Annotated in this window: 11 protein-coding genes; 7 read left to right on the top strand and 4 right to left on the bottom strand. The window is 68.7% G+C overall.

Annotation, left to right across the window (positions count from 1 at the left end):
- The first annotated feature begins 64 nt into the window (after window positions 1–64).
- The 6 genes from rfaE2 to ACZ4VK_RS26675 all read left to right on the top strand — a co-directional run bounded on the left by rfaE2 (window position 65) and on the right by ACZ4VK_RS26675 (window position 5,866).
- Window positions 65–2,038 (top strand): D-glycero-beta-D-manno-heptose 1-phosphate adenylyltransferase, encoded by a 1,974-nt coding sequence (rfaE2, locus tag ACZ4VK_RS26700; RefSeq protein ID WP_468356941.1) that lies wholly within the window; start codon window positions 65–67, stop codon window positions 2,036–2,038.
- Window positions 2,035–3,015, top strand: coding sequence for an NAD-dependent epimerase/dehydratase family protein (locus ACZ4VK_RS26695; RefSeq protein ID WP_468356938.1), 981 nt, complete (start codon window positions 2,035–2,037; stop codon window positions 3,013–3,015). Before rfaE2 ends, ACZ4VK_RS26695 begins: the two co-directional genes overlap by 4 nt.
- 52 nt (window positions 3,016–3,067) lie before the next feature.
- The gene (locus ACZ4VK_RS26690) at window positions 3,068–3,607 is read left to right on the top strand and encodes a D-glycero-alpha-D-manno-heptose-1,7-bisphosphate 7-phosphatase (RefSeq protein WP_468356936.1); all 540 of its coding nucleotides are present in this window, start codon (window positions 3,068–3,070) and stop codon (window positions 3,605–3,607) included.
- A 303-nt stretch (window positions 3,608–3,910) separates the two neighbouring features.
- A complete protein-coding gene (locus tag ACZ4VK_RS26685) occupies window positions 3,911–4,495 on the top strand; it encodes a GNAT family N-acetyltransferase (RefSeq protein WP_468357272.1) in 585 nt (194 codons plus the stop codon).
- A 28-nt stretch (window positions 4,496–4,523) separates the two neighbouring features.
- Entirely contained in the window at window positions 4,524–5,099 is a 576-nt protein-coding gene (locus ACZ4VK_RS26680) for a phosphotransferase family protein (RefSeq protein ID WP_468356933.1), read from the top strand.
- Between the two features lie 23 nt (window positions 5,100–5,122).
- On the top strand, window positions 5,123–5,866 hold the full coding sequence (locus tag ACZ4VK_RS26675) for a phosphotransferase family protein (protein ID WP_468356930.1): 744 nt from the start codon (window positions 5,123–5,125) through the stop codon (window positions 5,864–5,866).
- Between the two features lie 85 nt (window positions 5,867–5,951).
- Here ACZ4VK_RS26675 and ACZ4VK_RS26670 read toward each other — a convergent pair whose 3' ends face one another.
- The 4 genes from ACZ4VK_RS26670 to ACZ4VK_RS26655 form a co-directional block, all read right to left on the bottom strand.
- On the bottom strand, window positions 5,952–6,521 hold the full coding sequence (locus ACZ4VK_RS26670; protein WP_468356927.1) for a hypothetical protein: 570 nt from the start codon (window positions 6,519–6,521) through the stop codon (window positions 5,952–5,954).
- 1,009 nt (window positions 6,522–7,530) lie between these two features.
- Window positions 7,531–8,367: an SDR family oxidoreductase gene (locus ACZ4VK_RS26665; RefSeq protein WP_468356924.1), complete on the bottom strand. Its 837-nt coding sequence runs from the start codon at window positions 8,365–8,367 to the stop codon at window positions 7,531–7,533.
- Window positions 8,368–8,622: 255 nt separating this feature from the next.
- A complete protein-coding gene (locus tag ACZ4VK_RS26660) occupies window positions 8,623–10,296 on the bottom strand; it encodes a DnaB-like helicase N-terminal domain-containing protein (RefSeq protein WP_468356922.1) in 1,674 nt (557 codons plus the stop codon).
- Window positions 10,293–10,571 (bottom strand): hypothetical protein, encoded by a 279-nt coding sequence (locus ACZ4VK_RS26655; protein WP_468356919.1) that lies wholly within the window; start codon window positions 10,569–10,571, stop codon window positions 10,293–10,295. The genes ACZ4VK_RS26660 and ACZ4VK_RS26655 overlap by 4 nt, the downstream gene beginning before the upstream one ends.
- A 445-nt stretch (window positions 10,572–11,016) precedes the next feature.
- On the opposite strand from ACZ4VK_RS26655, the gene ACZ4VK_RS26650 reads away from it, so the two are divergent.
- Window positions 11,017–14,343 carry a hypothetical protein gene (locus ACZ4VK_RS26650; protein ID WP_468356916.1) on the top strand — a complete coding sequence of 1,109 codons (3,327 nt, stop codon included), beginning with the start codon at window positions 11,017–11,019 and terminating at the stop codon, window positions 14,341–14,343.
- Window positions 14,344–14,725 lie beyond the last annotated feature (382 nt).

The raw sequence follows: 14,725 nt of genomic DNA, 5'->3' as shown, positions 1-14,725 counted from the left end.
CGGACGTCCCGGCCCCTCCCCCCGCCCCACCCACGTCGTTCGTGATCTTCGAGGGAGCTGACCAGTGACCCTGCCGGGCCGCGCGCACATACAGGCGCTCACCGCCGCGTTACCCCTGCTCGACACCGCCCGCCTGAAGACCTGGGGCCGCGTGCTGGCCGAGCGACTCCCCGCCGGCGGGCGGCTGCTGGTCGCGGGCAACGGCGGCTCGGCGGCCGAAGCGCAGCACCTGACCTCCGAGCTCGTCGGCCGCTACCGCACAGAGCGGGCCCCGCTGTCCGCGATCGCGCTACACGCCGACACCTCCTCCCTCACCGCCATCACCAACGACTACGGACCCGAACAGGTCTTCGCCCGGCAAGTCCGCGCACACGGCCGCCCCGGCGACGTCCTCCTGCTGCTGTCCACTTCCGGCACCAGCCCCAACGTGCTCACCGCCGCGCAAGCCGGCCGGGAACTCGGCCTCACCGTCTGGGCGCTGACCGGCCCGGCCCCCAACCCTCTCGCCGACGTGAGCGACCAGGCGGTGTGCATGGACGCGGCCCAGGTCGCCACCGTCCAGGAATGCCACCTGGTCGCCGTGCACCTGCTGTGCGCGGCCGTCGACACCCACCTCACCGCACCGGCCCCCGCGACCGGCGTCGAGCCGGCCGACACGCGGCGGCTCGTGGTGGTCGGCGACGTCCTCCTGGACCGCGACATCGCCGGCACCGCCGACCGGCTCTCCCCGGAAGCACCCGTCCCCGTCCTCACCGGAGCCCGGAGTACTGACCGGCCCGGCGGCGCCGGGCTCGCCGCCCTTCTCGCCGCCCGCACCCCCGGCTGGAGCGTCACCCTCGTCTGCGGCATCGGACAGGACCAGCCCGGGGCGCACCTCCGCGCCTTCCTGGAGGACGCCGACATCGAGGTCATCGACCTGGCCACCAGCGGCACCACCCCGGTCAAGACCCGCGTCCGCGCAACCGACCGCACCCTGCTCCGCTTCGACACGGACACCGACCCGCTGTCGCTCGGGCCGCTACCCGAGTCGGTCCGCACCCGACTCGCCGAGGCCGCAGCCGTCCTGGTCTGCGACTACGGGCGCGGCATCACCTCCCACAACGACCTGCGCCAAGCCCTCACAGCCGCGGCCGCCGACCACCCGCTGGTCTGGGACCCGCACCCCAAGGGCACCGCCCCGGTCCCGGGCACGGCCCTGGCCGTCCCGAACACCGACGAAGCACACCACTTCTCCGGGCACCCCGGGCCGCGCGACCTCGCGGGCGACACCGCCCGCGCCGTCCAGCTGCTGGCCGCGTGGCCCGTCAAGCAGGTGGCCATCACCCGGGGCCGCGACGGCGCGGTCCTGGTCGCGAACGCCGACGGCCACCCCCTGGCCGTCCCGGCCCGGTCTGCCGCCGGGGACACCTGCGGAGCCGGCGACCAGCTGGCGGTCACCGCGGCCATGACGCTCGCCGCCGGACGCCTGCCCTCCCACGCCATGGCCACGGCCGTCGAAGCCGCCACCAGCTACGTCGCGTCCGGCGGCCCCACCTCCCTGGCCACCCCACCCGCCCGCAGAAACCCCGAGGGCGCGGACCCGCTGGAGCTGGCTGCCCGCGTACGGGCACGCGGCGGAAAGGTCGTCGGTGCCGGCGGCTGCTTCGACCTCCTGCACGCCGGACACCTCTCGCTGCTGAACCAGGCCCGCCGCCTGGGCGACGCCCTGATCGTGTGCATCAACTCCGACGCCTCCGTACGCCGCCTCAAGGGCGAGGACCGGCCGGTCGTCGGCGAACGCGAGCGCGCCGCGCTGCTCACCGCGCTGGACTGCGTCGACGGCGTCATCATCTTCGCCGAGGACACCCCGCAGAAGGTGTTGGCCGAACTGCGGCCCGACATCTGGGTCAAGGGCGGCGACTACGCGGGCCGGAGGATCGAAGAGGCCGACCTCGTCGAGAGCTGGGGCGGCGAAGTCGTCACCGTGCCCTTCCTGGAAGGCCACTCCACTACCACCCGGATCCGCCAGTTCGTCCAGCAGGCAGGAGCCACCCGATGACCTTCGACAGCCACGTCCTGGTCACCGGAGCAGCCGGGTTCATCGGCCGCCACACCGTGACCGCCTTCCACCGGACCGGCCACCACGTCACCGCCGTCGACCTGCGCCCCGCCCCCGCCCACCTCGCTGACGCGGCCCGCTGGCGTCGCGGCGACTTCGCCGACGCGCAGCTCCTCGCCGAGATCGCGGCCGGCCGCTTCACCACGGTTGTCCACCAGGCAGGCAACAGCTCCACCCGCGCCCCGGCCGGACCCAAGCTGGACGAGACCAACACCCATGGGCCTCTCCGCCTGGCCGACGCCTGCCGCACCGGCAGGACACGCCTGATCTACGCCTCCTCCCACTCCGTCTACGGCACCCTCCACCTCCGAACGCCCATCGCCGAGGACGCCGACACCGACCCCGCCCGCTGCTCCGGCCCCCTGAACCCCTACGCAGCCTCCAAGCTCTCGCTCGACCAGCAGATGCGCGCCCGCCATTCCGACGCCTTCGACTGGATCGCGCTGCGCTACACCAACGTCTTCGGCCCCGACGAGTCCGACAAGGGCCCCATGGCCTCGATCCTGTCCCAGCTCCTGCACCAGGCCGCCAGCACAGGACGCATCCGCGTCTTCGACGACTCCCTCACCGCCGCCCGCGACTACATCCGCGTCGAGACCGTGACCACCACCATCGTCCGTCTCGCAACGACTCGACTCCCGGTGCCTGCCGCGGTCTACAACCTCGGCGCTGGCTGCGCCATCTCCTTCGCCGACATCGCCCAGTGGTGCGCCCGGCTGCACCGCGAGGCCACCGGGCAGCCCCTGCGCGTCGAACTTGTCCCGAACCCCGAGCCCGGCGCCTACCAGTACTTCACCTGCCCGGACATGACCGCGCTCGACAAGGCCCTGCCCCACAGACCGACCGAGTCGGCTGATTCCGTCGAAGCGCGCGCCGCCGAGCTGTTCGCGACGTTCCGCGACCATGCGACCCGATAATCCCGCGGGCCCTCCCACGTCCCAGGCGGGCCGCTGTCGGCGCCGAAAGGTCGTGTTCCTCGACCGCGACGGCACCCTGACCGAACCCCGCCACTACCCTTCCCGCCCCGACGACCTGGTTCTCCAACCGGACATCGGTCCACCGCTGCGCGCCCTCCACCACGCGGGCTGGGCCCTCGTCGTCGTCACCAACCAGAGCGGGATAGCCCGCGGCTTCTTCACCACGAGCGCTCTGAACGCCATGCACGAACGGCTCAGGGCGCTCCTCGACCCCTATGGCGTTCGCCTCGACGGGATCTACGACTGCCCCCACCACCCAGACGGCACGGTGCCCGGCTACCGCAGCCCCTGCCCTTGCCGAAAGCCTGCGCCCGGCATGCTCTACCAAGCCGACCACGACCTCCACCTCGACCTCACCCGATCGTGGACTGTCGGCGACTCGCCCTGCGACATCGCCGCCGGCCGAGCGGCCGGAACGCGTACCGCACTCGTCGGCAGACGCCCGTACGGTGATGAGCCCCCGGACATTCATTGCGAGACGACGGCCGAGGCACTCCACGTCGTGCTGGAAACACACGAGAAGGCGAAGTAGGTGGGCGGGAGTCCCGCCCACCCACGCCCGGACCGTCCGGCCCGCGACCCCCAGGAAGCTACCCGCTCGGTGTTACGCGGTACCGCGCGCCAGCTGGTACTCCCCCGGCCGCACCGCGTGCCTGGAGGAATCCGCCGCCGTCCTGCTGCTGGGTACTCGGCACCTCAATGTTCGTTGGTGCCACGAAATGCGTCCGACCCGATCCGGCTCCACGCCTGGGTACAGATACAGACTATGGACGGCGACGTTGCCGAGCCTCCTTGACCCGCGCCTGCACCCCCGTGCTCACCATCGGAGACCGCCATCACCAGCCCCGCTGACCCGATCATCTGGCTGCGCACCGAGACCTGCGGGCTCGGGCCCTACCGCGCCGACCTCGTCGAGACGTACTGGCGCTGGGAGCAGGACCCCGCGCTCCTGGTTGGGTACGGGCGCCAGGTCCCCGAGTCCCTGGAGGCCCGCACCGAGGGCATGGCCCACCAGCTCCGCGGCGAGAACATCCGCTTCACCATCTACGACCTCTCCGGGGCCGAGCCCGTCCCGGCCGGGGTCGCGACCCTGCTGCCCGATCACAGCGTCCGCACGGCCGAGTTCGTGATCATGCTGGGTCCGGAGGTCCGCGGCCGGGGCTTGGGCGCCGCCGCGACCCGGCTGACGCTCGACTATGCGTTCCACGTCACGAATCTGCGGATGGTCTGGCTGAAGGTCCTCGCGCCGAACGCGGGTGCGATCCGCGCGTACGAGAAGGCCGGCTTCCAACACGTTGGACCGATCCGGCAGGCCGGGTACTGGCTCGGCCAGGTGTGCGACGAGATCGTGATGGACTCTCTGGCCACGGAGTTCACCGGGACTTCGGCTATTACCCCTACGGTGGGCACGTCCCCGTGAGCCAAGTCTATGGGGGAGGGTGGCTGTCATGCCTGATGCACCCAGTGGTGTGATCATGCTTTCCGGTGGGCGGATGACCAAAGGCGTCGTCCGGGTTGCTGATTCCGCGCTCAGGCCGGTGACAGAGTCCTCTGGTTTCGTCGCTGCCCTGCTGAAGGCTTTCGAGCAGCAGGCATTCGATGGCGCCCCGAAATATCTCGGGCAGGCTGCTGGAATGGATATTCTCAGCTTTCTCCCGGGTGAGGTTCCGGCGCGTTTCCAGGTGTGGGAGGACGATCAGGTGGCGGCTGCCGGCGCGCTGCTGCGGGCTATGCACGACGCGACGCGAGGCAGCAAGCTGGCCGGCCGCTCACCGGTGGTGTGCCACCACGATGTCGGCCCGAACAACGCCGTCTTCGTCGACGGCCTGCCCACCGCGTGGATCGACTTCGACACTGCGGCGCCCGGCTCGCCCTTGGAGGACCTCGGGTACGCCGCGTGGACGTGTTCTTCGCGCTCCGCATGTCTCATGAGACATGGTGTCGATCACGGGTCAACCGCTGGGCCTGGGAGGCAGGGGCGCTCGCGAGGTTTCGAGCAACATCAGGTCTCTGCAGCCGCGTGAGACAGCAGAAAGGAACCAGTGGCATGTCCGAGATTGCTGACGAAGAGGTCCCTCTGCGGAGTGGCCGTATCACCGAGGACGTCGTACGCGTTGGTGACACGGTCCGGAGGCCGACCTCGGCTGCCTCGCCATTCGTCGCCTCCGTGCTTGATCTTTTGGAGACCCGAGGATTCACGGGTGCCCCGCGATACCTTGGCCGGGATCAGGCAGGCCGGGACACCTTCAGCTTCGTGCCTGGCTGGGTCCCGCCGAAGTTCCGGCCGTGGACCGACGCCCAGGTTGCTGCGGCCGGCACCCTCGCCCGCGCCATGCACGAGGCCACCCGGGGCAGCGATCTTGCAGGTCGCCATCAGGTCGTGTGCCACCACGATCTGGGGCCCAACAACGCCGTCTTCCAGAACGAGGTGCCGGTCGCCTTCATCGACTTCGACATGGCAGCGCCAGGGAGTCCGCTGGAGGATGTCGGTTATATGTCCTGGCTGTGGTGTGTGTCCTCGAAGGCAGGGGCTCCGCCAGTGCACGTTCAGGCCACTCAGGTGCGTGTGCTGGCCGACGCTTATGGCCTGGCTGGTCCCGAGCGGACTGTGCTCGTCGACGCGATGCTGGAACGGCAGGTCCGCAATGCCCGTTTCTGGGCAGAGGTGCAGGCCGGCTTCATGGCCGTCGAGGCCACTGACCAGCAGATCTCGGATCGCATCGCCTGGTCCCGGCGCGAGCACGAGCACACTGCCGACTACCGCGAAGTGTTCGAGGACGCCCTCAAGTGACGGACCCGAAGAGAGAACTGGTGGGTCTGCCGAGGTGACAGACGATCACTGACGCGCGTTCCGTACGAAGACTCTTCCGCACGCCTTACGCGCGCGGATTGTGCGGCATTCGAGCGCCGGTACGCATCTTCGCGAACTGCTGCTGTGTGGCCCTGATCGACGCCGCGCCGGCGGAACCGATGGCCTCGCCGGTCTCCTCGTGGTGCCGGGTGACGAAAGCCTGCACCAGGTCATCCCACTTCTCGACCTCGATGAGTTCGGCGCATCCGCCACAGGCGGTCCAGGGCGTTTCGTTCATAGCGCCGTCAGTGTCGAGCATGTGCTTGCGGTCTGGGGAGACCAAGACGGGGCGTGCCGCTGCGAGCGGGGCCACTTGATAGGACCATACGACTCCCTGGCCGCCGCAGAAGTCGCACTGGACCTCGTCCCACACCCACACGAGATCGGGCGCATGGTCCTCGTCGCGGTCGGCGTGACGGTGCTTGATCACCGTCTCCGTAGCAGCGCTCTGGTGGAGGTTCTTCAAGCGGGTCAGGTCATCGCCACAGATCCGGCACAGCGCCCTTCGATTGCGGTCCTCGTACGCAGTCGCGCGATCGGGATTCATCTGCTGCGGGCGCACCCGACGTTGCTTGTTGGCCCTCTGACGTCCCATCCCCCCACAATATCGGGGCTTCGGAGATACGCCGTCGCCGTCCCCTTCAGCCCGGTGCACCGGGCGGGCTCTTCGTCGGGGAGATCACGCGCCTCGTCACGTCCTGCTCACCCGGGGTCACTTTGGGTCGGCGTGTGGCGACTCGTGGTAGCTGCTGCGCCGAGGTGAGCTGGTGTCCTAGCGTGGACCGCACTGGTGGAGCCATGGGCCGATTTGGGATCCAGGTACGAGGGTGGCTGCAATGCCTGATGCGCTTAGTGGTGCGATCATGCTTTCCGGTGGGCGGATGACCGACGGTGTCGTCCGAGTCGGTGATTCCGTGCTCAGGCCGGTGACGGAGTCCTCTGGTTTCGTCGCTGCTCTGCTGAAGATTTTCGAGCAGCAGGCATTCAAGGGCGCCCCGAAGTACCTCGGGCAGGCTGACGGAATGGATATTCTCAGCTTTCTCCCGGGTGAGGTTCCGGCGCGTTTCCAGGTGTGGGAGGACGATCAGGTGACGGCGGCCGGTCGCGCTGTTGCGGGCCATGCACGACGCGAGGCAGCAAGCTGGTCGGCCGCTCGCCGGTGGTGTGCCACCACGGTGAAGATCCTCACAGACACCTACGGCTTCCAGGGGCCGGAGCGTGGTGCCGTGGTCGACGCCATCCTTGAGCGGCAGGCGCGCAATGCGCGGTTCTGGGTCGAGCTCATGGCCTTTCCCGAGGCTGCCCCGCCGAACCCGAGGTGCTGGCCTCGCGGATCGAGTGGAGCCGTGCGGAATTCGCGTTCACCGCCGCGAACCGGTCGGTGTTCGAGGACGCGCTGGCCTGAGCCGGCCCGTCGTGCTCACGCGGTGGGCGGAAGAATGACCGGCGGCGGCCGATACCTCCTCGAACGTCTCCGACAGCTCGAACCCCTAGCGGCCCCCAACCAACGCCCCCACCTCAGCCGGGTTTCCTGCTGCGCGCAAGGTCGTCCAACTACCGCCCAGCACGCTCGGTCCGGACCGCTGGCCCTGCGCCCTCGGGAGTCAGCGGTCGGGATTTGGGCGCCGAAGGAACTCCCGGGCTCCGCGAAGGCGGGTGGCGAGGTACTTCTGGGAGACGCGGCTGTCGAGGTGGACCCGGAGTCCGCCGGGGAGGCCGCTGTCGGAGCGGCGGCCGGTCGGCAACAGCAATGCGTCAAGGCCGTCCCGCTGCGCGATGAGGGTGCCGAGTTCGTGGCGGGTGACGGCATCGGGGCCGGCGAGGTGAAAGACGCCAGCCGTATCGGACAAGGTGAGCTCCCACAGTGCGGCGGCCAGGTCGCCGACGTGGACTGGGCATCGGACGTCGTCTGTGAACAGGGCACCATCACGCGTGCCAGCGGCCAGGGCGTGCACCAGGCGTTCGTGCTCGGACCGGCCATCGCCGATGATCAGAGAGGTCCGAGCGACGACGGCACCCGCACCCAGGAGCCGCACGGCTGTCTCGGCCGCCGCCTTCGCCGCTCCGTACGGTGTTACCGGGTCGGGTAGAAACGTCTCGTCGTACAGGTCGTCGCGGCCGGAGAAAACTGCGTCACTCGAGACGTGGACCAGCTTGATGCCCCGTTGCGCCGCAGCTTGGGCCAGGCGCATCCCGCCCTCGGCCGTGACTGCCCACTCGGCTCCGCCGCTGCTCGCGTTGATGACCGCCCTTGGGCTGATGGCATCCAGGGCCTCCTTGAGGTTCGCAGGGTTGCGCAGGTCGAGGCGGTGCCACGACACACCAGTGCTCTCGCCGGGGCTCGAGTGGAAGGTGGCGGCCGTCGCCAAGCCCCCCGACCGTCCCTGGCGGACCAGCTCAGCGCCCAGGAATCCGCTGCCGCCCACAATCAATACCGTCATGCCTTCCCACGCTAGGGCAGCAAGGTCCGTCCTGCGGCGAAACCGTCTGAAATGATCGTGGTTGGAGTCCAACCGTCAGTGCTGAATTCAGTGATGCGGGGATGCTGGCATCGCTGGAGGAATGGTCTCGCTCGAGTCCAGTGGTCGCGCGGCCCAGTTCACTGCCGAGGCGCCTGCAAGCACGAGCGCTGGGACGATGAGCGAGAGCAAAGTCGTCATACGGGGGCTCCTGCCTGAGCTGATGCGGGGTGGGCTTCACACGCCGGCATAGTGGCCGTTCGACTGTGAGGTCTGAGGTTGCTGTGGTTGACGAGGTCCGTGGCCGGGAGTCGGGTTGTAGCGGAGTGCCGACTGGGCCGCCTGCGAGTACTGCTGTGCTGCGATGCCGAGCATGGCGTCAGTCGACATCTGCGGGGTGTGGGCCGCCTTGGTGACCACGGTGTTGGCCTGCTCCGTCGATCGTCGCAGAGTGACCGTGACCAGTTGCTGTGCCATGACCCGGGGGTCCTGCGGGCTCCCATCCATCTGTGGGGCGGTGCGCGGCGCGTCAGCGTAGGCAGCGGAGGCGATCTGGACCATCAGGTCGCCATTCAGGTCTTGCGAGGTGCTGCTCGTCAGGTGCGCTTCCTGAACCAGAAGGAGCGGGTGCCAGGGGGTGGGGTGACGCTGCATGGCCTCGAAGAGGGCCTTGTGTTCTGGGACGGTGAAGTCTTCACCTCGCAGCGCTCGGTATTGCTCAGTGCGCATGAAGTCAGGGCTCTGGAGCGCCGCGTCGATGATCGCGCGCTCGCGTGCCGGGGTGGCATATGCCGTCTCCGGCTGGGTGACTCGCACCCGCTGGGTCTGGACGGAAGTTGGTGCGGCGGCGCTATTGACGCGCTCCCGTAGTCGCTGAAGTGCTGCCACGGAACGGGCCAGGGTGGCGAGGAGGCCTTGGCCTACTGGGCCCGCGGCGCGAATTTCGGCGTTGGTCTGTTCACCGAGCTGGGCGACGTAGTTTCGGATGTGCGGATCAAGTACAAGTTCCCGGGCGTGCCGGCCGATCTGGTCGGGAGGGAGGTGTGTCAGGGAGGCGTTCTGATCCTGCTGGAGGAGAAGTTCGGCGCGCCCCCGGAACGTGGGGTCGTTCAGGGCCTGGGCTGCGGCGGGGTCAGTGGGTGCCCGCTGCGCGAGGATGGCCTGCATGTTGTCGACCGTCAAGCGGGTGAGAGTGATGACCCTTTCGTCGCCGACGAGGTACGGATCGCGTGCGGCTTCGGAGTGAATGACTGCGCCGGGGCCGGTGACGAGGGCCTGCCAGGCTACGTTGAGGAACTCGTCATCGAAGTCCTCGCCCTGAAGCCAGTACGGGGAGGCTGTCGGGTCCTGGGGCTGGTAGCGGAAGGCTTCGGCGTTGCGCGGGTTGTGGAGTACAGCGCCCACGATCGACAGGGCACCCCATGCCTGGATGTCGGCCTGGGCATCTCCTGGGGAGGGCGGGGCCTGTGTCAGCGGCTCCTGGCGAGGACTCGCGTTCCAGACCTGCACGGCGTGCTCGTAGGCGGTGGAGGGGTGGCCGTGCTGTGGTGATTGGAGGTGGTTGATGTACTCCCACAGCCCACCTCGCCCTTCCCAGGCGTTCCGGTCTGCGATGAGCCTTTGGGCGGCTTGGTCGCCTTGCGCTGCCCGCGCCTGGTACAGGTTCCAGAGTCCGTGGTAGAGCTCTACTGCCGGAGGCTTGGCAAAATATCCGTTGGGCGATTGTAGTGCTGCGTTGCGCAGGACCTCGTACATGTCCCCGAGCAAGGGGGTGCGGAAGTCCGTCGGCTGGAGCCACGGTTCGCCCGGAGTCGCCGGGTTGGTCAATCCCCAGTGCACGAAGCTGGGATCCTGCATAAGCGCGTTGACGACGAGAGCTTCATGCCGTGATACCTCTGGGGCGTTCATCACGACGCGCCGGCTGCGTGGTCCGACGCTGCGTTCTGGGCCGCGCTGGGTTCGCTGTGGATCGTCGGCACCGCAGCGGCGTGCGCGGCGCGCCATCGGTCGGCCTGGGCGTCGATGAGTGCGCTGCCAGCCTCGTCCAGGGCGTACCACTGCCCCTCGTCGGGCCGCCACCAGCGGTCCGCGTACCGGACAGGGGCGCCGGTGAAGTCCGCCAGGGCGTGAGCCCTGTCCTTCTCGAGCAGCTCCTGCATGGCCACGTCGGGGATGGGTGCAGCCACGATGCGCTCCAGGGCGGCTGCTTGGAGACGCCGTGCAGGTGTTGGCGGATTCGCAGTGTGGTCGGACACCATGCCCCCTGGTGATCGCGGAGTGGCCAGGAGCCACGCTGTGCGAGTAGGGGGCACGGGTACAAGGGGTATCTGGATTGAGGGTCATCGCTTCCCGTGAGACGGGCCGGGTCTTGCCGTCGTTCCCGTGGAGCGGGCACCCGGAGCCTTCCGGGGCGCCGATGCGGCCGCCGCTCCCGACCACCTTCTATTTTGGGCGGTCTGGGAAGTGCTTCCCGTGTGGCGGGCAGGCCTGCTTGACGATGTTGCGCCTGACGGGAGGCGCGGACCTTTTCGCCAGGTAGGGGCGACAACTCGGCGTGAGGTTCTCAGGCTGGGTGGAGACGCGCCGTGTGATCGGTGCGCACCGTGCGATGTCCCAAGGAGTACCGACCTGATGAGCCAGCCCGATGCCGTCCCCGTCTCCCCGTCGCCGGACTACGCGGTACTGGGGCTCTCTCCCACCAACGATGTGGAGGCGCAGTGGGTAACAGCGGATGCCGCGGACGCACTGGCACAGGTGCTGAACTGTGAACGTGCCGGCCTTCGAGGACTCGTTCTTGAGCTGGACGAGGATGGCGCCGTGCCCCTTGAACCTCGCATGGTCGCGGCGCGAGCGTTGGCGGGGCGGCCTAGTGACGGCCCTCATCAGGGGCCAACGGATGCACCGGATCCCTATGCGGAGGCGGGGAAATGGCTGGCATGTGTGTTGGGTACAACGGCAGCGTCGGCCCTGGAAGCTCCCCCTGTCTCGTGGGACATAGCTGCGGCGAAGTGGGCCGCCTACTTCCCGAACCTGCCGTCCGCTGAGGTAAGGACTCTCGCGGGGCTCACCCATGACGCTGGCTGGGAAAGGTTCTGCAGCGAGGGAGCGGAACTCATCGGCCTGCTGCGGCACATGGACGCATTCGACTCGTCGGCCGGCCTCACCGTGGCGGGTGGGGTGCAGCTGCTTCCTTACTACGTCCGCGGATTTCGGCGTCTCCACGCAGCGAGCTACACGGTCCCTGAGCTGCGGCAGGCCGCTGAGTTCTACCTGTTGCAGGCAGTACGCAGCAGTCAGGAAGCGGCGGAGGTCGCCGGCTTCGTGGGGGCTGCGAGCGAGGACATGTATGCCTGGGCTCAGGACCGATTCGGTGAAGATGCGGAGGCGGCGGCGGCAGTACAGGCACGTGCGGCTCGGTGGCGGGCCAGTCGACAGTTGAGCGTGGCCGACAAGGCCCGGGCAGCGAAGTGGCAGGCCCAGCACCCAAGCGCGCGGGAGGAACGGCGTCTGCTTGACACTTGGTCCGCGCAGCACGGCCCTGGCGATCCCGTGGGCAGCGAACGCCAGGCCGCGTGGCAAGTGGAGCGAGAAAGTGCAGAAATGCAACGCGAGGCCCGACGTGCGTTGTGGGCGTACCTCGCTGAGCACGAGACCGAACTGACTGCCCCCGATCCGGTGCGTAGCAGCCCGGGCCGAGACAAGTGGCTGCGGCACCGTAGGGAAGCAGACCGGCTGACCGTCACGGCCTACCCATCCGTGGAGCATGCAGCCGCTGATCTCGAACGCGTCCTGAGGCGGCTGGATGCGGCTCTGGAGTCAGGTGAGGAAGGGTTCGCTGAATTTGCCAGCGAATGGAGGGCCCTTCAGCTGGCGTCAGCGGCCTTGCGCAGTCTGCTCCCGGGGGATCCGGCCGAGTCGGCCTCGCCGGGCCTCGGCTGGGGAAAGTCGCAACCGTCCATTCCGAGGGTGTACCGCCTCGTCGTGAATCGCGGTGAGCCGGAGGACGGCGTGACCAGTGAGCCCTTGGCAGCCGCCCTCTGGTGGCTTCGCAGAGATCGGCCTGGCAGCCGCGTCACGTTGTCGTGCTCGGACGCCCTCGGCCAGTGGCAGGCGCTGACCATCCGCTTGCTCCTGCGGCGTATTCGCTACGCGGCGTTGAGTACCCAGGAGCGCGCCGAGTTGGACGTCGCGCTCGCTGTCTGGCTCCTGGGTGAGGGTAAGGCTTCCGGGAGCGGACGAGACTGGCATCGGATGGGCCGGCGATGGGCTGAAGCGCTGTCTGATTCCCCGCCGCGGGCGTCCGTCCTCACCCGGGTTCGGGCTCTTGGCCATGGCAAGGCGGAGGATGTGGCCGCCCTCCAGCAGGGCGCTGCTCTCTCAGACGACGGTGAAGGGGCCATGCCCCGTGTTGCTGGATCCACGTTTTCGGCTGGTGGGACAGCGTCTTCCCCCGACCGGTCTTCCGGGGTGTCCCAGACAGTTTTGTTGGAGTCCTCGCAGGCTGGCGATGCCTGCTACCTTCACGCCGCCCTGCGTGAGAGCGGGCGCACCGTCGTCGCTGCGATCCGACCCTCCGGTGAAGGCGTGATCCTCGCGGACAGCACCAGTGTGGACACGTCCAGGCTCTTCGTTGGGTTGGTGGAGCAGGTGTCCGCAAGTCCTGACGCTCAGCGGGCCCAGGCGGAGCGGCAGGTCGTGGCCGACGAGACCGCAGCGTTTGCGTTTCGGGCGGGGCGGGCGGAGCAGGCTCCGTGGGTTGCCTACCTGCGCGACATCGAGGAGGAGTACTTGAGTGGCCAGGCCACCCTGGCTCAGTACACCGAAGCGGCAGAGCAGGCATGGAACCAGTTGGTCCATTTGGTTTCGCGGGTGACGCAATCCGACGGGCGTGGTGTCGTGGACCGCTGGTACGAGGTCAGCTCATCCGCAGACCCCTCCGGTCCAGGAGAGGTCCACCTCAATCTCGCTGGAGCAGTCAGTGCTTGGGCCCAGCGGGACCGCCCTGACGAGCGCTTCATCATCGTGACGGGCGAGATTGCCGTTCCTGGCCGCCGCGTCCTGCACCTGCCCGACGTTCCGATGGCCGATCTCATAGACCACGGCCAGCAGGTTACCGGTGCCCCTGGCTCTCAGGTGGCGGCGGCGCTGGCGTCATGGGTCAACCGCCAGGCGCGATCGACTGCGCTCCGCGCGCTGGACGGGAACGACTCGATCGCCTGGATGCGGGCTGGGTGGGCGTGGGGCTTGGTGTTCGGCGCACCGATGCCCGAGAGAGTTGCTGATGAGCTCGTAAGCCTCGGACTCCCGGGAGAGAGGGCCAAAGCGGCGGCGCAGACGGTCGTCGCTACTGTTGCTCGGCTGCAACTCAAGTCCTCAGCTGCGGAGAGCCGCAGCGGCTGGCTCATCCTGACTGCGGCCGCGTCGACGTGGGACGAAGCGGTGGGCCCCTCCCGCGCCTACCTGGACAGACTGCTGCCGGCCGACACGATCGCTCCAGGGACCGAGGACTCCGACCGGCACGACGGCTTCTTGGTCACCGCGCGGCGGATCGGATTCATCGCACAGCACTCGGGGGCGCCGGCTCTCGGTGCAGCCTATCGAGCAGCTTCGCGATTCGGGCAAGGCGCCACAGACCTGACGGATCTGTCTGCGATGCCCTCCCGGACGCTGGCGCGGGCCATCGAAGTGCAGAGGCGGACACCCCGGGAAGCCGAGCGCGCCTTTCAGGCTGCCGAGAACCTTGCCCAAGCCGCAGCCTTGCTGACGCTGTACGTCGATGAGGGCTACCCCCAACAGGTCGTAGCGGATCTGCGGCAGTCTGTTCGTGAAGCCCGGGGTCATCTTTCGGCTCTGTGTCGGCAGCAGGCGGCTGGCTTCATTGGCGATCGCCTCCCGCTAGGGGCCGCGTCGCCGGGGGCGTTGCCGACTTCCGGGGAGGACGAGGACAGCTCCGCCTGAGACCCATGAGACCATGCGGCTGACGGGGCCGCGGGTGGGGTGGCAGTAGGGCAGCAAGAAGGGCACCAGAGCCGGACGATGAGGTCGGGAAGCCGGTGAGCACTGCCGGAGGCGGTGTCTTCCTTCACCTCGACGTGCAGTGACTCCCGACAATCGATGCACCGTGCCCAGTTCGGGTCCTGCTGCAGCGCATTGGCCACTCGTGCACACAGCTCAGTCCCACTCCCCCCACCCATGCTCCGACAGTACGTGCTGCCCCTGACAGCGGCACTTCTCTTTCCTGGGCGGCTGGCGCTCTCGTCGCGGTAACCAGGTCCCGTCGTTGGACGTGACGGTGAGGCTGCCATCGCCTGGCGTTCCGTCCGGGTGGGTGGCGCGTTGT

The organism is Streptomyces sp. NPDC028711 (assembly GCF_055565415.1).
The sequence above is the reverse complement of the archived record's forward strand: the minus strand, read 5'-3'. Positions and strand labels throughout refer to the sequence as shown.